Source organism: Bacteroides sp. AM54-2NS, from assembly GCF_003602935.1.
GTDB classification, from domain to species: domain Bacteria; phylum Bacteroidota; class Bacteroidia; order Bacteroidales; family Bacteroidaceae; genus Bacteroides; species Bacteroides xylanisolvens.
Window position 1 is genome coordinate 1 of the sequence record NZ_QTMZ01000064.1, and the last position, 23350, is coordinate 23350.

The window sequence follows — 23350 nt, forward strand, 5'->3', positions numbered from 1 at the left end:
ACTTGTTTGAATGTATTCTTCATGGTAAGGACTGCGACAAGAAGGCTCTTCTGCCATGTTTCTATAAACCGGAATGTTAAAACAAAAATATTTTCTTACGGGCATTTTTATTTTATCGGCTGAAAGACAGCCGATAAAATTGGCGTGGCGGAAAATAGTATGGTTACATGCGAGAGCCTAAGCGAATAAATAAGGATAAAAGTTAGTTTACGCTCTTTTTTTACCCATACATTAATTTCAAACTATATAAATATGGAAAAAGTATCATTACTAATGAAAGATTCCTCCGAAGGAGATTCCCAAAAAGAAACCATGATAGACTTTATTCTTTCATGGACCTTACGTAGATCTGTGCAGCAATACAGTGAAGAGAATCCCGTCCTTTATCAATATTGTAGAAAGATTCTCGGTAAACTGATTGGCATCGAAATGACAGACGACGTGCAAGTCGCCTCCGTCGAGACTTGGAAACAATGGAAATACATTGACCTTTGGGCAAACATACGGATTACATGTAATGGAAAAGAAGAATTTCATGCTGTTTTGATTGAGAACAAAGCATATACACAGACTCACCATAATCAATTAGCAAGATACAAGGTCATTTTCGACCAAGTATGTAAAGAGTATATGCCTGATGCTAAAAGACATTATATACTAATCACCGCCTTGGATGAAATGCCGGATATGCTAACAAACGAATGTAAAGAGAACGGATATACTCCATTCTGCCTGGGAGATTTAAATGATTATGAACAGCAAGATTCGGAAAGCGATTTGTTTAACGAGTTTTGGTTAAGATATTGGTAGAATTTATATATTTACGGAATTACCTAAATACGAAATATCAGTATCAAAATAAGAAAATCAGCATGAATAACACTATCAAATTTTGGTTTGTAAGCAAAATTCCACAATGTTTATTTGCAGCATACATATTCACACATATATTTTGTAAATCAAATGATTTCCATCCTATTGATGGTTTCCACCCTATTATGGAGTATCTGCCCAACAACAAAACTCTTTGGTTAATACTCTTATGCATATGGCTTTCAATATGTCTCATTATTCCGATTAGAATTGCAGTTTTTTCGTACAAAAACATTGATGAGATTTTATCTTATAGTTTCTTCTTCCACAACAGCAATGTTGATAGATTTGGATTCCGATTATCTTATACCTGCGGCATCTGGATAACATATACAATAGCATTAATATTTTTGCCTTTTCATTTATTAATATGGCTTTCTATTCTTATTTTCTAAATAAATATTATGAAAAGATCAGTATAACAGGATATTTAATTATAGCAATATGTTTCATTCTTTTATGGATGAGTTGGGTATGGACATTCCTCATTATTCCTATTCTTTGGTTCTGTATTAAATATGATATATTTTATATCCATTTTGTAAAAAGTCTTACTCATGCAAGTAGTCTTTATACAAAAGCCAACATACTACTAATACAATATTTACCATTCTATGATCATTCTACATCAATGATAACAATGGCATCCCGTATAAAAACTCATAAATGTCTTATTGGAAATCGTAAATTACAATACCTATTAGCTTTAGACCTTATCGAACTATATTTAAACAACGGAGGAAATCCAACCAATCTACGAAATGACAAAGGACAAACCTTAATTATGTTAATTCAAGCATTATATAAATGTAGTCCCGATATACAAACATTCCGCTATGATGCTGATCTGGATTCCCCCTATTCTGTCATATATCCTAAAGATACAAATTTCATCCTTGACAAGGATGGAAACTTTTCAATTACAAAGATTTGGTTTGCATACTCCATTTACGAACAATCCATATTACATACTATTCAGATTTTACCTCAATTGAAGCGTATAAATCCGACAGTCAATAAAGGTTTTTATCTGGATATTTACAATAATTGCCATGACAATTCTAAAGAGTTTTCCGTTTTTTTTCAGATACTCAAGGATTTTTTCAGAAAGCCAGAAATTCTTATGGAACAATACAATATCCAAAAGAGAAAACAAGAATTAGAAAAATTAAAATATGGGACAATCCTTTCTCAAGAAATAACAGATTCTGATGATATTCAATCATCTGCCAACAAAGAAAACGAAGTTTCCTCCAAACATGCATATCATAATATACAAGAAGTTTACAATGAATTTCATGAATTAATAGGATTACAAGAAGTCAAACAAGAATTAGAAACATTCATCAATACCATAACTATACAACAGGAAAGACAAAGAAATGGAATGCCAATATCTAATCTGTCTTATCATTGTGCTTTCATAGGCTCACCCGGAACAGGAAAAACGACAGTAGCAAGAATATTGGCGAAAGCATACAAATTATTAGGAATTATCACAAATGGAGATTTAATAGAAGTTGGCAGAAGCGACCTTGTAAGTGCCTATTTAGGACAAACAGCTATAAAAACAAATGAATTGGTAGACAAGTCCATAGGAAATGTACTCTTTATTGACGAAGCTTACTCTCTATTTGAAAGAAAAGATGACAGTTATGGAAAAGAAGCCATAGACACATTAATTACTCGAATGGAAAATGATAGAAATAATTTGGTTATCATTTTAGCTGGATATGAAAAAGAAATGACTGATTTTCTATCCACCAATCCAGGTATGATGTCAAGGATTAATAGATATATACATTTCCAAGATTATAATACGCAAGAACTAACAGATATATTTACTAAAATGACTTCAAAGAATGCCTATTCGCTTTCACCGGAAAGTCAGAAAATTCTACATGAAAAGATGCAATATGTTTATTCTCACAGAAGCAACACCTTCGGCAATGCCCGCTTTGTACGCAACTTATTTGAAAAATGTATTGAGGAACAAGCCAACCGAATAGCTTCTATACAAATAAAGGATGAAAAAACACTTATAGAATTAACTACAAGTGATATATTAAATGCCATTCAAAAAATCAAGTATTAACAAAACGACTACAAAATGAAAAATGCCATGAAACAGATCTTAATTATTGGTACAGGAGGTGCCGGATGTAACATTATCAATGACTTACAGATAACGAAACAGAAAACCATCTATCCCAAAGGAGCCAATTTCACATTTGACAACACAAAACTTAATTCCCCTAACATACACTTTTTAGGATTAGACAATAGCCAAAATGTCCACAAAGAAGAGCCTTGGTTTATTTCTACTGAACAAGATTTATCAACAATACTACTTGATGTTTTAAATGGAATAGAATCTATATTTATTATCTGTGGCATACGTGGCAAAACAGGAGGTCATTTAGCTAAAGAGATTGAGCAATATGCTGCAAACAATAATATCCAACCAGTATTGGTTGCTATATATCCTTTCAGTTTTGAAGGAGAAGGAAATACAAAACAAACAACTCAGTATTTTGAATCACGTTCCCTTGATATTATAAAAATAAGTAATGATGACTATGGTAATGCACCTTTCAATGATGGCTTTTTATTAATTAGTCTACAAATTTTTCAATCTATACTATCATATCTTGATTGGGAATAGAATTTTAAGAAGTTCCCAATTGCACAACAAAAGTGCAGAAAACTACAATTTTCTGCACTTTTGTTGTGCAATTGACGTATATTTGCATATAAATATATACCAACCATGGACAGATTATACGAAAACTTCAATAAACTCCTTAAAGCTACAAGTACCGATTTCATCCGATACAAGTATACTGAAATAAACTGGGATAGCCATATGCTCGGACTTGTTGGGCCACGCGGAGTAGGTAAAACCACCATGTTCCTTCAACATATCAAGCAGAACATGAATCCGAAAGACACATTGTATGTTTCAGCAGACAATATGTACTTTGCCGATAATTCCCTAATTGACCTAACAGACAAATTCAGCAAACAAGGTGGCAAGCACCTATTTATTGATGAAATACACAAATACCCTAACTGGTCTCGTGAATTGAAGCAGATATTCGATTCTTATCCTGATATGCAAGTTCTTTTCACCGGTTCCTCTATTTTAGATATTTATAAAGGAACGGCAGATTTAAGCAGACGTGCCCCCATCTATGAAATGCAAGGGCTGTCTTTCAGAGAATATTTAAGTATGTTCCATCAAATTCATGTACCAGTCTACACATTAGAAGAGATACTGGAACATAAAGTTGAAATTCCGGGAATAGCACATCCACTTCCGCTATTCGCTGAATATATACAACACGGCTATTACCCGTTTAGCAAAGATATCACTTTTGAAATCGAGTTGAACCAAGTAATCAACCAGACTATGGAAAATGACATACCTCAATATGCTAATATGAATGTCTCCACAGGACGTAAATTGAAACAACTGTTGATGATTATTGCCAAAAGCGTTCCATTTAAGCCTGTCATGCAAAAACTTGCTGACATCATTGGAGTTAGTCGTAATTATTTAAGCGATTACTTACTTTATATCGAGAAAGCGGGGATGATAGCTCAAGTTCGCGATGACACAGGCGGGGTCAGAGGTCTGGGCAAAGTAGAAAAAATATATCTTGATAATACTAATCTCATTTATGCATTAGGAGGAGAAAATTCCAATATCGGTAATATCCGCGAAACATTTTTTTATAACCAAATGCGAGTTAAACAGGATATTATATCTTCCAAAATCTCAGATTTCCAAATAGGAGAAAGAACATTTGAAATAGGCGGAAAAAACAAAGGACAACAACAAATAACCGGAGCCAAAGAAGGATACATTGTAAAAGATGATATAGAAACCGGATACGGGAATATTATTCCACTTTGGAATTTCGGAATGAATTATTAATAATAGCCTTATAACAATTTTAATACAAAATATATTTATGTCACATACCAGACAAGAACAGATGGAAGCCTTCGGACGCTTCCTGGACATTCTCGACGAACTGCGTGTTAAATGTCCCTGGGACCGCAAACAGACCAATGAAAGTCTGCGTCCCAACACCATAGAAGAGACTTACGAACTTTGCGACGCCTGATGAGGGATGACAAGAAAGAAATCTGCAAGGAATTGGGCGACGTATTATTGCACGTTGCTTTCTATGCCAAGATAGGCTCGGAAACAGGAGATTTTGACATCAAAGATGTTTGCGACAAACTGTGTGATAAACTGATTTTCCGTCACCCGCATGTATTCGGAGAGGTAAAAGCAGAGACAGCAGGACAAGTTTCCGAAAATTGGGAACAGTTGAAGCTAAAGGAGAAAGACGGCAATAAGAGTGTATTGAGCGGTGTACCCGCTGCCCTCCCCTCGCTCATCAAGGCTTATCGTATTCAAGACAAAGCCCGTAATGTAGGTTTCGACTGGGAAGAGCGTGAACAGGTATGGGATAAAGTGAAGGAAGAAATCGGAGAGTTTCAGGATGAAGTAGCTAATATGGATAAGGACAAGGCAGAAGCTGAATTCGGCGACGTCATGTTTAGCCTTATCAATGCAGCGCGTCTCTACAAGATCAATCCTGATAACGCTTTGGAACTTACCAACCAAAAGTTTATCCGTCGCTTCAATTATTTGGAGGAACATACTATCAAGGAAGGAAAAAGCCTGAAGGATATGTCTCTTGAAGAGATGGATGCTATTTGGAATGAAGCAAAGAAAAAAGGACTGTAAGACCTATGAGTAACATTGATTTACATGCCAAACAGGATATTCCACTATTGATTGCAGAAATAGAATACTTAAAATCAATGCTATCTAAATAAAAAAATAGAGGCTCTATTCCGTGCGAGTAGAGCCTCTATTTTACTCAAACAGAGCGTCTATTCATACGAGTTAGACGCTCTGTTTTTCTTTATTTCTTCTTCGAATCGTTTCCTTTATCCTTGCCACGATTCATTCCTTTTATCATCTCCCGGTGGAAGCGCATTTCCGCACGCTGCACGAGAAATATCTTCTTACTGGAAAGAATCTTTTTGAACTTACCCAGATAAGTCTTATCAAGCTGATCGGCAGCAATACGATTGTTGGCTATCTTATCGTTGATTTCTGCATATTGAGCTTCCGTCGTCTTATCATCTTTACCTTTGCGCATCAAATCCCACGATTCATCATTCAGTTTCTTCTTCTTATCCTGAAGTTCAAAATAGACGGGAAAGAACTTGGCTGCCTCCTTTTTACTCAATCCTGCCTGTTCGGTAATGAATTCCTTTTGTTTTGCCCTGAACTCCTCCCGGGATAAATGCTGATCACATCCGTCAGCAGCCCAAAGAACAGGCATAAAGCCACACAACAAAACAACCCATGCGATTAGTTTTCTCATTTTCTGTATTCAATCAGTTTTAATAAATCATTCTACACTTGCGTCACTCAAATAAACATATAACGAATAATCATCCAGCATAGCACGGTCCAGTGCCACATCCAGCATTTCGTCCGATACGACTTCAGTATCCACCTCCGTCACCGCCACTTCATCGACCGCAGCAGGCTTGTGATCTGTCGACGCTACCCGGATAATCAGGGCCGCACCTACAAACATAGCAGCGAGATAGAGCAATGGTTTCAGTCTTGTCCATGTGCTGACAGATTCTTCCTTGAAAACAACTTTTTCTTTTTCAGGAAGTTTATTCATTACCTCCGAAGTCAGGTTTTCAAAGTAACCATCAGGCACTTTGAAGGAATTTTCCTTACCAAGCTTCTTCAATAGGATATCTTCTTCTTTCATACGTTTTTCTCCTCTCTTTTACTTAGACAACGTCCAATTTAAAAGGTTTAATCTATTTCTTCTAAAAACTTCTCTATTTTCTTCACCGCATGATGATATGACGCTTTGAGCGCACCAACCGATGTGCCGAAGATTTCCGACATCTCTTCGTATTTCATTTCCTGATAATATTTCAGGTTGAACACCATACGCTGTTTTTCCGGCAAAGTCAATAGAGCTTTTTGCAGACACAACTGTATTTCGTCGCCCGAAAAGTAGGAGTCACTTTCCAGCTTCTGCACAATCGCAGCTTCAGGATCGTCAATATCCACGGTAGTCATAGCGCGCTGCTTGTTCAGAAAGGTAAGACATTCGTTCAGCGCGATGCGATAGAGCCAGGTAGACAGTTTCGCCTCGGCACGGAAATAATCAATATTCGTCCATGCCTTGATGAAAGTGTTTTGCAGGAGATCGTTCGCATCCTCATGCGACAGTACCATCCGGCGGATTTGCCAATATAATTGCTCGCTATACTGCGCCACAATCATTTCAAATCCTTTCCGCTGTGTACTCTCCTCCTGAAGGAGTTTCAGAACTTCGCGTTCGTTATAAGGAATCATAATCTCTTGTATCTGTATGTTTATTTATGGTTTCAAATTCAGGTTGTTCATTGCCTCTAGTAAAGACGAATCATATTTATAAATGTCCTCACAATACCTCAAATTATTATCGGCAGACAGATAAACCGTCTGATAATCTATAAATAAAGGTATATATTTCTCTAAACTATAATGTTTCAGTTCGCGGTAGGCCGCACTGACAGGCAGCTTCTTCCCCTCTTCACTTACCGGCTTGATATCCATTGCAATACGGATACGGTCTTCCAATAATTCATCCGGTTCTTTCAACAGGAAGAAAGCGAAGTCGAGTGCTTTCTGAAGGCGGACGCAACCGTGGCTCACCGCACGATTGTTTCGCGTGAAAGCCCACCGGGAAGGAGTATCGTGCAGATATACAGAATGAGGATTAGGAAAGCGGAAGATGATGCGTCCCAATGAATTCCCCGTTTTATTGTCCTGCTTCACCGTATAAGGTACACCTTTTCCTGCATATTTAGCCCAATTAACCTGATGAGGGTTTACTTGTAAGCCGTTCTTATCGTATACCTTCATGCGATTACGGGTGAAATAGGTCGTATCTCTGCGATAAGTAGGGATGATTTCTTTCCGGATAATACTTTGAGGTACATTCCAATACGGATTCAGTTCCATATAATAAATCCTGCTCGACAACAGAGGAGTTTTATTTTTCACACTCCCCACACAGATACGCATCTCCAGGATAGAGTCCGTTTCTTCGTTGATTGCCTGCAACATGAATGCCGCCACATTGGCTATCACATATTTCTGTCCTTTGTCCAATGCATATTGCCAACGTGCCCGCTCCATATTTACCAACAGACGATTCCGGTAATAATCCGTAGTATCCGTTTTCCCCCAAGCATTTACACGAACCAGTTCTTCCTGCATCTTGCGATAAAGCGGAGAAGAAGGCTGTGCTCCGTGAAAAGCAGCAATTGGATTTGCACGCAAGGAATCGAGGGCGGCATTTGCAAAAGTAACATCACAATGTTTTAAGGGAATACGATTGATCGAATCATTCCATCTGCGTTCCGAAGGCAAGAAACCAAACTTCAACTGGCACACATACGAAAGATATGCGGCTGTCAACTGATATTCCACATCTGCCAACAGACGGTTCATTGTCTTTCCTTCCTGCAACTTCAAAGAACGTATTTGTTGCAATCTCTCACGGATGCTATCGACCGAATAAAGATTCGGGTTAATGCCATGCCGTGAGATGTCTCCCAGCCAGAACAACATAGAGTCCGCCACCTGTGCGGCAGGTTTATCGGACACGAGCGAGTCATTCAACCAGAAGAATTCATCTTTTTCCCGATAATGGGCCAGCAAAGCCGAATCCCAGGGAGTTATAGGGTTTTCGTTCAAATAGGAACGAATCATCAGACGAATACTGTCGGCATCTATTTGATAAGCAGGGTTGAACAACTCTTGCAGGGAAGCCAGAGAGTCCGGTATCGGAGATTGGGGTTTCTCTTTTTTACAGGCTGCCAAACAACCGATGAACAGGATTACCGCTCCCCAAAGCAGACGTCTATTTCTCATACACAGTTCCTCCATCAACGTCAATACACATATTCTCTTTCGCTAAAATCGTTTGCGGGAAAATGGCGGACGCTTCATTAAGCAAAATAGATTCATCCTCGTAACGGGCTGAAAAGTGTCCGATCACCAATTGTTTCACATTGGCGTCCAAAGCTAGTTGTGCGGCTTGCGCAGCCGTAGTATGATAAGTTTCCTTGGCACGTGCCTGCTCTGTCTGCGCAAAGGTAGCCTCATGGAAAAGCAAATCTACATTGCTGATTTGTTCGGCAAGCGACGGGCGATAGATTGTATCGGAGCAATAAGCATATTTACGGGCCGGAGCCGAAGGACGGGTCAGACGCAAATTGGGTATTACTTCTCCTTCGGGAGTTACAAAGTCTGCTCCGTTCTTGATACGGTTCAGTTCATAGACGGGGACTTTATAAAAGTCCACCATGTCTCTGATAATATGGTTCGGACGCTGTTTCTCTTCAAAAAGGAAACCGCAGCAGGGAATTCGATGTTTTAAAGGGATGGTGGTTACAGTCACCGAACGGTCATCATAGACAAGCATCGGCTCTTTCGTTTCGAATTCATGGAAGAACACCTTATAAGTCAAAGTCTTGCAAAAGTAAGCAAGCATCGGTGCAAACAGTTCTTCCAGTCCTCGTGGAGAATGAATATGCAAATCGGCTGTTCTTCCCAATAATCCGAATGTAGAGATCAGCCCCAATAATCCGAAACAATGGTCACCATGTAGATGAGAGATGAAGATATGATTCAATCGGGAAAATTTCAGTCGCGAACGGCGTAACTGCATTTGTGCTCCCTCGCCACAATCAATCATAAATAGTTTTTCACGCAGGTTTACGACTTGAGAGGTCGCAAAATGTCGCGTGGTAGGCAAAGCGGAACCGCATCCCAATATATGTAACTCAAATTTTTCCATGGTATGCAAAGATAAAGCATTTCAGATTCAATCTTGCAAAGGAAGAAACTTTTTTTCTATTCACCACGGAGGACGCAGAGGGTAAGAAGGGTAAGGAGGATATGGAGAAGATGCGGAGGATAAGAAGAGGGTAGATTTATATAAATAAAATATATCGCCATCGTTAGTTTGTTAAATCAAGCCTTCACACCCTCTGTATTCTCCATATCCTTCCTGTCCTCTATACCCTCTCTATATCCTCCCTACCCTTCTTACCCTCTGTGTCCTCTACGTCCTCTGTGGTGAATAAAAAAAGGCGCCCCCAACCGGGAGCGCCTTCATCAAAAAATATTCTGTTCAGATTATTTCTTTCCTTCCAACTGTTCTTTCAATGCAGCCAGAGCGTCGATGTCGCCCAGAGTAGTTGAAGCAGCTTGGTTTTGAATCATCGGAGAATCTTCTCTCTTACCAGAAGATGCTTTCTTTGCGCCAGAAGCAGCTTTCTTTTCTGCTCTTTCTTCAGCTTTAGCTACATCTTCGAAGATACGGCTGTGAGACAGGATGATTCTCTTAGCGTCTTTATTGAACTCGATCACTTTGAATTCAAGTTTCTCATCCAACTGTGCTTGTGAACCGTCTTCTTTTACAAGGTGTTTCGGAGTTGCGAAACCTTCTACACCGTAAGGAAGAGCTACAACAGCACCCTTATCCAACATTTCGATGATAGTACCTTCGTGTACAGAACCTACAGTGAACACTGTTTCGAATACATCCCAAGGATTTTCTTCGAGTTGTTTGTGGCCAAGGCTCAAACGACGGTTGTCTTTATCGATTTCCAATACCTGAACTTCGATGTCAGCACCAATCTGTGTAAATTCTGACGGGTGTTTTACTTTCTTAGTCCAAGAAAGGTCAGAGATGTGGATCAAGCCGTCTACACCTTCTTCGATTTCTACGAATACACCGAAGTTAGTGAAGTTACGTACTTTTGCAGTATGCTTAGAACCTACAGGATACTTTTCTTCGATTGTTTCCCATGGATCTTGTTTCAGTTGTTTGATACCCAAAGACATCTTACGTTCTTCGCGGTCAAGTGTAAGAACAACAGCTTCTACTTCGTCGCCTACCTTCATGAAATCTTGTGCAGAACGCAGGTGTTGGCTCCAAGACATTTCTGAAACGTGGATCAAACCTTCTACGCCAGCAGCGATTTCGATGAATGCACCGTAGTCAGCCATAACAACCACTTTACCTTTCACCTTGTCACCAACCTTCAAGTCAGTATCAAGAGCATCCCATGGGTGCGGAGTCAGTTGTTTCAAGCCAAGAGCGATACGTTTCTTTTCGTCATCGAAGTCAAGGATAACAACGTTGAGCTTCTGATCCAGTTCAACCACTTCTTTCGGATCGCTAACACGTCCCCAAGAAAGGTCAGTAATGTGAATCAAACCGTCTACGCCACCAAGGTCGATGAATACACCGTAAGATGTGATATTTTTAACAGTTCCTTCAAGAACTTGTCCTTTTTCGAGTTTACCGATGATTTCTTTCTTCTGTTGTTCCAGTTCAGCTTCGATAAGAGCCTTGTGAGATACAACAACGTTTTTGAATTCCTGGTTAATTTTAACCACTTTGAATTCCATTGTTTTGCCAACGAATACATCATAGTCGCGGATCGGTTTAACGTCGATTTGAGAACCCGGCAAGAATGCTTCGATTCCAAATACGTCTACGATCATACCACCCTTCGTGCGGCACTTGATGTAACCCTTGATAATTTCTTCATTTTCCAGAGCAGCGTTAACGCGATCCCAAGAACGAGTAGCGCGGGCTTTTCTGTGTGACAGAACGAGCTGTCCTTTTTTGTCTTCCTGGTTTTCGATGTATACTTCTACAGTATCACCTACTTTCAGGTCCGGATTGTAACGGAATTCATTCAAAGGGATGATACCGTCTGATTTGTAACCGATGTTCACAACTACTTCACGCTTGTTCATTGCGATTACGGTTCCGTCAACAACCTCACGGTCGTTCACTTTGTTAAGCGTACCGTCGTAAGCTTTTTCAAGTTCATCGTGGCTAACGTTGGTTACTGTTTCGCCATTTTCATAAGCATCCCAGTTGAAATCTTCAATAGGAGCTACGTTCTTTAAGTTTTCCATTAATAATAAAATTGTTTAATACTTTAATTAAATAAGACATTATATTATCTATAAATCGGGCGCAAAGGTAGAAATATTTTCTTGATTGACAAAAGAATGGCAGAAGAAAAGAGATTTATATCCGTATTTTTTGTAATATTGCAATTCTTAATTTATACAGTTTTTGCCATGGACGAGAGATTGGACAAAGTCAAGGTGCAATGCGACTATTTACCGCTTATTAATTTTGCGATACAACAAAACGGAGCATCGGTCATTCATCAGCTTTCTATTGAGAACACGACATCTGTCCCACTGAAGGACATTCAAGTAGTAATCACGACAGAACCGACTTTCGGAAACGCCGCTCCGATGGCTGTGGAACAGATCCCGGCAAACGGTTCGATCCGTCTGTCGTCATTCAATCTCACTTTGTCCGCCAACTACTTCACACAACTGACCGAACGTTTATCCGGCAACCTGAAAATTGAAATTACTGCTGAAGCGGAACCGATATTCTGCCAAACATATCCTATCGACATCCTGGCATACGACCAATGGGGCGGACTCAACGTATTGCCCGAAATGCTGGCTGCTTTTATCACTCCCAATCATACGGCTATCTCACCGATTATCAAAAGAGCAGCTTCCATCCTGGGGCAATGGACCGGCAACCCGTCTCTCGATGAATATCAAAGCCGCACTCCGGACAGGGTGAGGAAACAGATGGCTGCCATCTATACGGCTATCGCGGAGCAACAGATTATATATAGTACCGTTCCCGCCAGTTTCGAAGAATATGGGCAGCGTGTCCGGTTAGCCGATTCTGTGATGGCACAGAAATTGGGAACCTGCCTGGATATGGCTTTGCTCTATGCTTCCTGTCTGGAGGCAATCGGGCTGAATGCTTTAATCGTCATCACGCAAGGGCATGCCTTTGCAGGAGCCTGGCTGGTGCCGGAAACTTTCCCGGATCCTACGATTGATGATGTTTCTCTATTAACGAAAAGAACAGCGGAAGGAATCTACGACATTACTTTGGTTGAAACGACCTGCATGAATATGGGACATTCGTCCGATTTTGACGATGCGGTGAAGAAAGCAAACGGAAAGTTGGCAGACGGGAATAACTTCCTTCTTGCAATAGACATCAAGAGAGCGAGATATTCGGGTGTACGCCCCATCCCTCAACGTATTTTGCACGGACAGGTATGGGAAGTCGACGAAAAAGAGACCAACATTCAGAAAAGTGCCGTTCATGCTACCCCGCAAAGTATCAATCCGTATGATTTATCGGGCAATGAAACCCAGACCGTAATCACCAAACAACTGTTATGGGAAAGGCGATTGCTGGACTTGAGCCTTCGCAACAACCTGCTGAATATCCGGATTACCAAAAACACGCTCCAACTGATCCCAGCTAATCTGGCTTGTCTGGAAGATGCATTGGCTGACGGAGAAGAATTCCGCATCCTGCACCGCCCTGCCGATTGGGAAAGCCCGGCGATGGATTTCGGAATTTATTCCTCTGTACCGGAGTCTGATCCGGTGGTTGGTTTCATCAACTCGGAGCTTTCACAGAAAAGACTGCGTTTTTATCTGTCCGAAAACGATTTAGGCAAAGCACTGACTCACCTATACCGTTCCTCGCGTACCTCTATTGAAGAAAACGGAGCCAACACTCTTTATCTGGCTCTCGGACTTTTGAAATGGTACGAGACTCCTTCCAGCGAACGTCCCCGCTACGCTCCCATCCTGCTAATGCCGGTTGAAATCATCCGTAAATCGGCAGCTAAAGGCTATGTGATCCGTTCACGGGAAGAGGAAACGATGATGAATATTACGTTATTAGAAATGCTTCGCCAGAACTTCGGAATTACCGTATCGGGATTAGACCCGTTGCCCACCGATGAAAGCGGCGTTAACGTCAAACTGATCTATTCCATCATTCGTAACAGTATCAAAAACCAACGCAAATGGGACGTGGAAGAGCAGGCCATCTTAGGCATCTTCTCTTTCAATAAGTTCATCATGTGGAATGACATTCACAATAATGCCAATAAACTGGTTCAGAACAAAATTGTTTCAAGCCTCATCAACGGAAAGATAGAATGGGAAGCCGCAACAGAAGAAATAGACGCAACGGATATGGACAAACAACTGTCGCCAACGGACATCGTATTGCCTATCATCGCCGATTCTTCGCAATTGGAAGCCATTTACGAAGCCGTACACGATAAGACTTTTATCCTGCACGGCCCTCCGGGAACGGGTAAATCGCAAACAATTACCAATATCATCGCCAACGCGCTTTACAAAGGGAAACGTGTCTTATTCGTTGCGGAAAAAATGGCTGCCCTCTCCGTTGTTCAAAACCGACTGGCAGCTATCGGTTTGGCTCCGTTCTGTTTGGAAATTCATTCCAACAAAACAAAGAAATCCGCTGTTATCTCACAACTGAAAGAAACAACGGAAATTATCAGGCAGACACCTCCCGAAGAATTCAAAAAGGAAGCGGAGCGTTTGCTGAATTTGCGGGCAGAACTGAATCAGTATATTGAAGCCCTGCATAAAGAATATCCGTTCGGAGTTTCACTATACGACGCCATTATCCATTATCAATCTGTAGACGTCGAACCTTGTTTTGAGATTCCACAACCTTATCTGGATACATTAGACAAAGATACATTTGCGCAATGGGAAGAGGCTATCGAATCGTTAGTCAGAACCGCCAATGCGTGCGGACACCCTTATCGGCATCCATTAACAGGCATCTCGATTTCCGAATATTCATCTGCCGGAAAAGAAGAAGCCTCCCAATTACTTACCGCTTTCATTGATTTATTAAATACCATCCGGCAGAAGTTGGATGTATTTTCCGTACTTCTGAAAGATACGGATATACACCCTACACGCAAGGATTTCCAAACGATTGCCTGTATCATCCGGAGAATACTCGATATTCCGGAGCTGACTCCGGGATTGCTGACTCTGCCGTTATTGAATGAAACGCTGAATGAATATCGTGAAGTGGTGGTTCATGGGCAAAAACGTGATGAACAAAGAAAAGAAATAGAGGCAGGATTCACCAAAGAGATTCTGTCTATCAACGCAAAGCAGACGGTAGCCGAATGGAACCGGGTATCCGATCAATGGTTCCTTCCCAGATATTTCGGTCAGCGAAAAATCAAAAAGGCTATCAACATCTATGCTTTAAAAACCATTGAAACAGAAGACATCAAACCGCTACTCCACCGGATTATCCGGTATCAGGAAGAAAAGGACGCTGTTCAGAAATACACTGGCCAACTCCCCTCTTTGTTCGGACGATTCGGCAAGAATGAGGATTGGACTGCCATTGAGCAGATTATCAATGATATGGCTTCTCTTCACTCACATTTGCTGAATTACGCAAAGGACATTGCCAAGGTGTCACAAATCAAACAGAATTTGTCTGTACAGCTCACAGAAGGGATTCAAACATTCAGAGATATTCACGCTCACTCTTTCAATGAACTGTATCAGTTGTCGGATACACTCACAGTCATTGAAAAGAAGTTGTCCGGCACGTTGGGTATATCAACAGAAGAGCTTTATACCTCTTCAGCCGACTGGATAACGATTGCGCTATCAAAAGTCCAAACCTGGAAAGATAACCTCGACAAACTCAAAGACTGGTATCAGTGGTTACAAGCATACCAAACTCTGAATAAACTGGGAATCGGATTTGTCGCGACAGAATATAAGGAAAAGAATATCCCTACCGACCAACTGACAGACATCTTCTGCAAGAGTTTCTACCAGGCGGTTATTCAGTATATCATTGCCAAAGAACCCACGCTGGAATTATTCAACGGCAAAATTTTCAACGATATTATTGCTAAATACAAACAAATATCCGCCAAATTCGAAGAAACGACCAAAAAAGAATTGTTTGCGCGGCTGGCTTCCAACATTCCGTCTTTTACTCACGAAGCTATCCAAAGTTCCGAAGTGGGCATCCTTCAAAAGAATATCCGCAACAATGCTCGTGGCATATCCATCCGCAAGCTGTTCGATCAGATTCCTACTTTATTGTCGCGTATGTGTCCGTGTATGCTAATGAGCCCGCTTTCCGTCGCTCAATTCATTGATACGGATGCTGACAAATTCGATTTGATTGTCTTTGACGAAGCGTCACAGATGCCTACTTATGAAGCGGTGGGCGCTATTGCCCGAGGCAAAAACGTGATTATCGTGGGGGACCCGAAACAAATGCCTCCTACCAGCTTCTTCTCGGTCAGCACCGTAGATGAAGATAATATTGAGATGGAGGATTTGGAGAGTATTCTTGACGACTGCCTTGCTTTGTCTATCCCTTCCAAATATTTATTGTGGCACTATCGAAGCAAACATGAGAGCCTCATCGCTTTCAGCAACTCCGAATATTACGATAACAAACTGATGACTTTCCCTTCTCCGGACAACATTGAATCGAAAGTCAGGATAGTCAACATCAACGGTTATTATGATAAAGGCAAATCGCGCCAAAACCGGGCGGAAGCTCAAGCGGTGGTAGACGAAATAGCCAGAAGATTGAGAAGCGAGGAATTGAGAAAGAAAAGTATCGGTGTGGTGACTTTCAGCATCGTTCAGCAAGCCTTGATAGAAGACTTACTTTCCGACCTCTTTATCTTCCATCCCGAACTGGAAACTCTTGCTCTGGAATGTGACGAACCGTTGTTTATCAAAAACCTGGAGAATGTGCAGGGAGATGAACGGGACGTTATTCTCTTTTCTGTGGGCTACGGTCCGGATGCGGAAGGACGTGTCAGCATGAATTTCGGCCCATTGAACCGGGTAGGTGGCGAAAGAAGGTTGAATGTGGCCGTTTCCCGTGCCCGGTATGAGATGATTATCTATTCCACTTTAAGATCGGATATGATTGACCTGAACCGGACTTCCTCTATCGGAGTAGCCGGATTAAAACGTTTCCTCGAATATGCGGAGAAAGGAACCAGAAACACAATCAACAATGTGACAGACCAATCCACGGAAGCAGCAGCCTCCATCGAGAATATCATTGCCGATAAACTGCGTTCATTGGGATACACCGTGCATACAGATATCGGATGCTCCGGTTACAAAATAGATATAGGTATCGTTGACACCGAAAACACCTCCAACTATCAATTAGGTATTATCTGCGACGGCAAAAACTACAAACGTACCAAGACCGCACGTGACCGGGAAATTGTGCAAAACAATGTACTGAAAGCACTCGGCTGGGATATCTACCGAATATGGACTATGGACTGGTGGGAAAAACCGGACGAAGTAATGGCAGCTATTCAAGAGGCTATCGCACGCAAAAAGAGTTCAAAGGTTAATGCCCAAACAACGACAACCACCGGAATTGATTCTGATCCAATGACAGCAGAAAAAGAATCTGTGAACAAAGAGTCGACAAACAAAGAAAAAATAACAAAAGAAGAGCCAATAAAAGAAGAGCCAATAAAAGAAGAGTCAATAAAAGAAGCAGTACCGACTGCAGAGAGAGATAACAATGAAATTTCATTTGTACTCAAAGCATCACCTGCCACTTCTGAAAAGCAAACTGCTTCCGCATCTTCCGCACAAAGCGGAATACAGCAAAAGTACCGATCGGCAAAGATCACTCCAGGCAGCTATTCGCCGGAAGACTTTTTCTTTAGTGAAAGCTATTCTATCCTCACTTCTCAAATACGGAAGATTATAGAGAATGAAGCTCCGGTCAGCAAATCATTGCTTTGCAAGAAGATTCTGTCTGAATGGGGAATCAGTCGTCTGGGTGCACGGGTAGAATCACAGATAGAGACGGCTTTAGATGCACTAAATATCTATCGCACCGAACATGAAGGATTTGTTTTCTGCTGGAAAGATAGAGAGCAATGCATCTCCTACTCTATTTATCGTCCGGTTTCCGAGCGGGAAGCGACAGATATAGCTCCTGAAGAGATAGCCAATGCCATCCGACAACTGTTGACAGACTCCATCAGCCTGCCTGTGGCAGATTTGATAAAAGCATGTGCACAACAATTCGGCTTTGCCCGTATGGGATCGAACATAGACGCTGCCATGCAAAGAGGTATTCGCGAAGCCGTGAAAAGGAATTATGCCAAAATTGAAAACGAACGGGTGACGATTGCGGATTAAATGTTGGTTCGAGTGATCCTGTCTAGTAGATTCAGGTGACAGAAATAGATTAGTACCCTTTCTCCAAACGTTTCAGGGCAGCAATAGAATCGGATACATAGCTATTGTCCGGTTCTATTGACCGCCAATAACAAAGCTCTCCAATCAGCCGTTTCAGATAGACAGGATCACTCGAACCAATCCGTCGCTGATGTTCTGCCAAACCTTTCGTCAGGATGAAATAGACATTCTTCCGGATCTCTCTCTTTCTGGCTTTAGGGATAGTCAGTTTCACACCAGAAGAGATGGACACTCCCGTGATAATCTTTCTACCATACTCATTGATGAAACGGGTCTTTTTATGATTCGGTTCGAATTTCTCATCACGAATGATTTGTTTAATACGGGGAATGATTTGCTCTTTGGGAAATACATCTCCCGAAAAAGTCAGGTCATCGGCATACCGGGTATAAGTCAATCCGTATTCCGCTGCCAATGCCGCCAACTTCCTATCCATCTCATAACTAACGATATTACTTAACGACGGACTTGTAGGTGCTCCCTGCGGCAAGTGTCTGTGCAAACAACACAACGTTCCCAATACTTTAGATACATTTTCCGGATAACCGATCTTCTCAAATGTCTTTTTCACTCTCGGACTCCGTATAGAAAAGAAAAAATCATGAATATCCATTTTCAACACATACCGCTTTCCTAAATGAGGATTGGCATTGTCGACTACAGAATGACCGTTCCGGAAACCTACCGCTGCCGGATGAATCATTGTTACAGGTGATAATATACGAGAATTAATAGTCGCTTGAATGGATTGCATTGTTTTGTTAGGGGCAGAGATCATACGATACCCTCCTTTTCTTTTTCTCATCCAAAATTCCCGGTAATGCACAGAAACGTTTCGTAGTATTTCCTTCAATTGTCCCGTTTCCATTCCCAACAGATTGGCACACCAGACAACAGCCGATTCATCATACTTTTGAACATACTGTGCTCTTGAAACTGTCGCTCCCAAAGCATGCCTAAGCCAGGCTCCATGCTCCCATTTTACTTTAGTAGTCTTTTCTTCCTTACTACCGTCTGTCGCTTTCCATCTTTTATACCCCTCTTGTTTTCTGCTTGAGGAAATCATCTTATAAATCAGAAAACCTGTGACAATAAGTATCGTTATTAGAATTCCGTCCATTTTGTATTATGTATATAAACAAAGAGAAGAGAGGATGAGTTATTTACTAAAATAAATGTAGGTATTTATACCTTAGAATTTATTTTCTAGGAAAAATACCTGTGCTTACGAGGCGACTACACCTCTTTGATGCTAAATTCTGCCCTCATCCTCTCTTAATACAAAGATAAGTATAATCTTTCGATAAAACAACCGGAACGAAGAAAAACTATCGGTTGAACAACTCAAACGTGAACTTACAGCCTATTCCTCCGAATTTCCAGTTTTCGCTGCTTACGAAGACTCCCACGTCGAAAATATGCGTACCGATGCCATATCCGACTTCCAGATAAGGTTGAAGATGCGGCATAGAAAGTGCACTGATGTAAATACGTTCATTCTGCACATAACGGGTGTACTTCATCAGATGCCGGAGAATAAGGAATGGAGCTTCGTAGGTGAAATGTCCCCGCACATAACGACGGGAGGAGTTATACCAACGTGAGTCAAGCACCTGAAATACTCCGCCGATTTCATCATTCCAGCCTACGGGAAGATTATGGCGGGAGAAATTGGCAAAGTCCACAAAATACAGTTCATCCTGATTGGTGAATGCCCCGAATCCGAAACGATAATAAATATTACGCATCAATCCCATCCGGATTTGATGCTGAAGGTCAAACTCTATTCTTTCATATTCGCCCGTACTTTTAAATACTCCTTTAATTCCCCGTTCATAATCGACCGAGAAGGTTGGATAGATAGAATGTAAGTTTATCTTTCGCTTTCCGTTCATATAATAATAGAGTCCCGGCGTCCACTCTATCCGGATGCGGGGAGCGAAACTGATATAAGTGTTCTTGAATTTATCCATAAACTCCGGAGGCGGCATCGGATAATCACCGGTAATCACAAAACGGGAAGGCTCTACGGCTGTTCTTTTATGGGCAGAGAAACCCAGACCGATATCCAGTCCGTTGACTATCTCAACTGTATGGCGGAAGTTAAAATACAAGTCCTTGAAATAATCAAGATGAATTAAATCGAAATTAAAGATACTATCCGGCATGGCTTTCAGTTCGTCGAGCACCTTACTGCTATAGATACGGTTACCATTACCCACATTCAACCGGAAGAATCCCCGTTTCTGCGGCCAGTATTCAAAGTCGGCATTCAACGACCAGTAGAACTCTTTACGCGTGAAGTTGTATCCGAGTTTCGGCACAATACGAAGTAATTTATCCCCTCCGAAAAGACGGTTGTAACGGAAATCCTGTCGATAAGACAAACCGTTGCTTCCGCTATAACTGAATAAAAGCGGATTTATAAACGGAGAGAACCGTACGCTTCCGATATTGGACAAATTGAATTTATAATCTTCTACCATCAAGTCACCCATCGTTCCCCAAAAGGCCTGACTCTTGGATGGCTTTTGTATGGTAGCCGTGTCACGTCTAAGCGCATTGTCGAAATATAGTTTTTTCTCGCTCTCGTTCAAAGGGATCGGGCGCATGATAGCAAAGGTAGAGGCGTCCGTTTTATAAGCATTCGTATCACACTGTAAAGAGAAAGATTCCGAAAGATTATATTTCCTCTTCTCTTTCTTACGTACCTTCTTTTCTTTCAGTTCGATGGATTTATAATCTAAAGAAGCTGTATAATTACCATCTACCTTATTTCCGAGGAATTTGAAAAGGGCTTCTACATCATAACGCACCGGCAGAAATTCATTTTTCTTGCCGACATCTCCCATCTGAATCCAACAGGTAAATGTTATCAGCTCCGATCTTCCCGAAAAACGGATTTCACGAACACTCCAGACGTTGCTGCTAACCACCATATATCCACCTACCAACTGATCGCTCTTGGTACGGGGAATAAAGCGGACTCGATAATCCAGATTATTAGGATCTCCCATCACACTGTCTATCTGGTATTTATAGTATTTCTGTCCGTTTTTAGCCAGTGGTGATAACAAGCGTTCATCATTCAGCAGAGACGAAGAGTAGATATTTACATTAAAGTATTCGAGCAAGCCCGGCAATCCCCTGTTTCCTCTCACCGTTCCCTGGGAGGCTTTTACTTTCTGGTCGTAAATATTGGGAGCCGTATAATGCAAGTCACTGTACGTTTCAAGCAAATATTCGCGAACGCCCTTTTGCAAACGAAACATGGAAGGCACATAGCGGAGAATAAAATTCTTCTTCTGAATGTCCATCTTACCTTTTATATATAGGTTCGCTCGATATTCGCTGACTATCGTTTCATACAAAGGCGCAAAGGTCATCACACGTTCTATGATGGAGTCGGCAGAGATTTCCTGATGAGTATAAGGATTCATTATATAATTATTGGCTGCCCCCTTTGATATAAAAGAGAACAGACACAATATGCATCCTATCAATATTTTATCTCTCAATTGTCGTATCTCCTTCATTAACGTAGGCAAATATAAAAAAGAATATCGAAAAGCAATGGAATTAAGCTACTAAAAAGAGTTATCAGGGGAAGGAAGCTTTTCACACCGGATTAATATAAATATAAGAATAAACAAAAACGACTCATGTTTGAATGCATGAGTCGTCTATTAATAATAGGAGAAAGATTATAATTTCTCTATTTCTTCTTTCGAAATACCCGTAGATTTTATGATAATATCATTATCCACTCCTAATTCTTTCAATTTACGGGCTGTTTCCCGTATACCTTTTTGTATACCTTTTTGTTCTGCAAAGTCCAACGTATTAAAATAATCGTTGTAAACTTTCCATTCTTCCTCGTACTGCATTCTTTCCTCCTGGGTCATATTCGCTTTGGAGGCTAACTTTTCCAGTCGTTCAAAAACGGCTTTACGAGCCTTGAAAGGCATTCGATCAAGTGTATCCATGTGCTTTAATATATAAATCCAGCGTTCAAAATCATTTTCACATTCATCCTCTTCTTTATTAAAGTTCGGCAATTCAATAAAAATCTGCCGGAACTTACTATTGAAAAGCTACCTGTATCCCTGTCAGAAAGGACAACATCCGTTCTGATTTTAGAGGGTATATCCTTGTCCATCACGAAGTTCATGAAGAACACTCCGTACACAGCATCTAATTGAAAGTTCCAAATCCCTTTTCTCGCTTGTTGGGTAATAGCCCTAGAGAGATAGAAAAGGGCACGGTCTTTAAAGTAAGGCTGTTCCCGGTTCTGCATTTCTACGATAATATGCTCCCCCGTATTGGTTCTACAATATATATCATAGATAAGTCCTCGTTCTGTTTTTACTTCCGGCTGCTGTTCGTTGTTTAGGAACTGGATGTCGGTAATTACATGCTCTCCTACGAGCAAATCATTCAAGAAGTCGATTAATAACTCCTTTTCTACCTCTCTGCCGAATAAAAACTTAAAGCCAAAATCGGTAAAGGGATTGATAAATCTTCCCATTATTTCTTGTATCTCAATTATAGAACAAAGATAGAGTTTTTTTGTTGAATAGTGTCAAGTATGGGAGGATAAAATAAAATAAAATCAAACCAATACCTAACATGAAGTATATGGTTTGATACTACGTAATATCGACTCTATATCACGATTTTAAAGTTGATTTATGAATAGACAACTAAAGTCGTCTGTTCGGTCAACTAAAGTCAGCGACTTAGACAACTGCAGTCGGCTGTATGGTCAACGGCAGTCGGCTGATACCATGTTAACTATTTCAATCTGTTATACGGTCATATTCATCTTCTTATATCCTTCCATATAAGGAAACGCCTAAGCTTTTGTTTGAACCGGGGGAGCTTTTCGTTAGAGTGTGAAGGGTGTGAAAAGCTAAAACGAGGTCATTAAATCACAGCAAACATCTGTCATACTACAACTTACGAGTCTGTGAAACTTGTGGAAGGCAAAAGTAAACTTTTATTTCTAAGTTGACAGAGAAGTTGATATACTTTATTTTACCATGATTTTTGAAAAGAATCAAACCACCGCTAGTTTGATTCATAACGGTACATAAATGAACTAAATGATAATTTTGCGGAGTGCCCTGAAAGGGCTTAATTATATAGCGTAGGGCAACGCCCTACGTAAAAACGACAATCTGAATTTGCGCCCTGAAAGGGCATAATTGT

13 protein-coding genes and 2 pseudogenes are annotated in these 23350 nt (G+C 40.8%); 6 read left to right on the forward strand and 9 right to left on the reverse strand.

Annotation, left to right across the window (positions count from 1 at the left end; all coding sequences use genetic code 11):
• Positions 1-252 precede the first annotated feature (252 nt).
• The 5 genes and pseudogenes from DXA05_RS23520 to mazG all read left to right on the forward strand — a co-directional run bounded on the left by DXA05_RS23520 (position 253) and on the right by mazG (position 5638).
• A complete protein-coding gene (locus tag DXA05_RS23520; RefSeq protein WP_117808971.1) occupies positions 253-810 on the forward strand; it encodes a PD-(D/E)XK nuclease family protein in 558 nt (185 codons plus the stop codon).
• A 694-nt stretch (positions 811-1504) separates the two neighbouring features.
• Positions 1505-2968, forward strand: coding sequence for an AAA family ATPase (locus tag DXA05_RS23525; RefSeq protein WP_165861556.1), 1464 nt, complete (start codon positions 1505-1507; stop codon positions 2966-2968).
• 15 nt (positions 2969-2983) lie between these two features.
• Positions 2984-3538, forward strand: a complete 555-nt coding sequence (locus tag DXA05_RS23530; protein ID WP_117808974.1) for a hypothetical protein — start codon at positions 2984-2986, stop codon at positions 3536-3538.
• 105 nt (positions 3539-3643) lie between these two features.
• A complete protein-coding gene (locus DXA05_RS23535) occupies positions 3644-4813 on the forward strand; it encodes an AAA family ATPase (RefSeq protein WP_117808975.1) in 1170 nt (389 codons plus the stop codon).
• 37 nt (positions 4814-4850) lie between these two features.
• Positions 4851-5638: pseudogene (gene mazG / locus DXA05_RS23540) on the forward strand (nucleoside triphosphate pyrophosphohydrolase).
• A gap of 181 nt (positions 5639-5819) precedes the next feature.
• Here mazG and DXA05_RS23545 read toward each other — a convergent pair.
• The 6 genes from DXA05_RS23545 to rpsA form a co-directional block, all read right to left on the reverse strand.
• Complete coding sequence (locus tag DXA05_RS23545; RefSeq protein WP_004315845.1) at positions 5820-6287, reverse strand: hypothetical protein; 468 nt, start codon at positions 6285-6287, stop codon at positions 5820-5822.
• Between the two features lie 27 nt (positions 6288-6314).
• A complete protein-coding gene (locus tag DXA05_RS23550; RefSeq protein WP_004315844.1) occupies positions 6315-6692 on the reverse strand; it encodes a hypothetical protein in 378 nt (125 codons plus the stop codon).
• A 47-nt stretch (positions 6693-6739) separates the two neighbouring features.
• Entirely contained in the window at positions 6740-7291 is a 552-nt protein-coding gene (locus DXA05_RS23555) for a sigma-70 family RNA polymerase sigma factor (protein ID WP_008016827.1), read from the reverse strand.
• Positions 7292-7315: 24 nt separating this feature from the next.
• Positions 7316-8857, reverse strand: a complete 1542-nt coding sequence (locus tag DXA05_RS23560) for a L,D-transpeptidase family protein (RefSeq protein WP_225450322.1) — start codon at positions 8855-8857, stop codon at positions 7316-7318.
• Positions 8847-9785 (reverse strand): ribonuclease Z, encoded by a 939-nt coding sequence (locus tag DXA05_RS23565; RefSeq protein WP_117808976.1) that lies wholly within the window; start codon positions 9783-9785, stop codon positions 8847-8849. The genes DXA05_RS23560 and DXA05_RS23565 overlap by 11 nt, the downstream gene beginning before the upstream one ends.
• 341 nt (positions 9786-10126) lie before the next feature.
• A complete protein-coding gene (rpsA, locus tag DXA05_RS23570; protein WP_008645692.1) occupies positions 10127-11926 on the reverse strand; it encodes a 30S ribosomal protein S1 in 1800 nt (599 codons plus the stop codon).
• Positions 11927-12022: 96 nt separating this feature from the next.
• Between rpsA and DXA05_RS23575 the strand changes: the two genes are divergently transcribed.
• Positions 12023-18079: a DUF3320 domain-containing protein gene (locus DXA05_RS23575; RefSeq protein ID WP_128859693.1), complete on the forward strand. Its 6057-nt coding sequence runs from the start codon at positions 12023-12025 to the stop codon at positions 18077-18079.
• Positions 18080-18128: 49 nt separating this feature from the next.
• Here the strand turns inward: DXA05_RS23575 and DXA05_RS23580 are convergent, their stop codons facing one another.
• From DXA05_RS23580 to DXA05_RS23590, 3 genes and pseudogenes are all read right to left on the reverse strand, one after another.
• Positions 18129-19259: a retron St85 family RNA-directed DNA polymerase gene (locus DXA05_RS23580; RefSeq protein WP_049703296.1), complete on the reverse strand. Its 1131-nt coding sequence runs from the start codon at positions 19257-19259 to the stop codon at positions 18129-18131.
• Between the two features lie 208 nt (positions 19260-19467).
• Positions 19468-21675 carry a DUF5686 family protein gene (locus DXA05_RS23585; protein WP_165861557.1) on the reverse strand — a complete coding sequence of 736 codons (2208 nt, stop codon included), beginning with the start codon at positions 21673-21675 and terminating at the stop codon, positions 19468-19470.
• 168 nt (positions 21676-21843) lie between these two features.
• Positions 21844-22667, reverse strand: a pseudogene (locus tag DXA05_RS23590) (Rpn family recombination-promoting nuclease/putative transposase).
• Positions 22668-23350 lie beyond the last annotated feature (683 nt).

Coding starts and splice junctions, on each gene's coding strand:
- DXA05_RS23520 (WP_117808971.1), top strand. CDS start 253: ATGGAAAAAGTATCATTACTAATGAAAGATTCCTCCGAAGGAGATTCC.
- DXA05_RS23525 (WP_165861556.1), top strand. CDS start 1,505: ATGATAACAATGGCATCCCGTATAAAAACTCATAAATGTCTTATTGGA.
- DXA05_RS23530 (WP_117808974.1), top strand. CDS start 2,984: ATGAAAAATGCCATGAAACAGATCTTAATTATTGGTACAGGAGGTGCC.
- DXA05_RS23535 (WP_117808975.1), top strand. CDS start 3,644: ATGGACAGATTATACGAAAACTTCAATAAACTCCTTAAAGCTACAAGT.
- DXA05_RS23545 (WP_004315845.1), bottom strand. CDS start 6,287: ATGAGAAAACTAATCGCATGGGTTGTTTTGTTGTGTGGCTTTATGCCT.
- DXA05_RS23550 (WP_004315844.1), bottom strand. CDS start 6,692: ATGAAAGAAGAAGATATCCTATTGAAGAAGCTTGGTAAGGAAAATTCC.
- DXA05_RS23555 (WP_008016827.1), bottom strand. CDS start 7,291: ATGATTCCTTATAACGAACGCGAAGTTCTGAAACTCCTTCAGGAGGAG.
- DXA05_RS23560 (WP_225450322.1), bottom strand. CDS start 8,857: ATGAGAAATAGACGTCTGCTTTGGGGAGCGGTAATCCTGTTCATCGGT.
- DXA05_RS23565 (WP_117808976.1), bottom strand. CDS start 9,785: ATGGAAAAATTTGAGTTACATATATTGGGATGCGGTTCCGCTTTGCCT.
- rpsA (WP_008645692.1), bottom strand. CDS start 11,926: ATGGAAAACTTAAAGAACGTAGCTCCTATTGAAGATTTCAACTGGGAT.
- DXA05_RS23575 (WP_128859693.1), top strand. CDS start 12,023: ATGGCAGAAGAAAAGAGATTTATATCCGTATTTTTTGTAATATTGCAA.
- DXA05_RS23580 (WP_049703296.1), bottom strand. CDS start 19,259: ATGGACGGAATTCTAATAACGATACTTATTGTCACAGGTTTTCTGATT.
- DXA05_RS23585 (WP_165861557.1), bottom strand. CDS start 21,675: ATGAAGGAGATACGACAATTGAGAGATAAAATATTGATAGGATGCATA.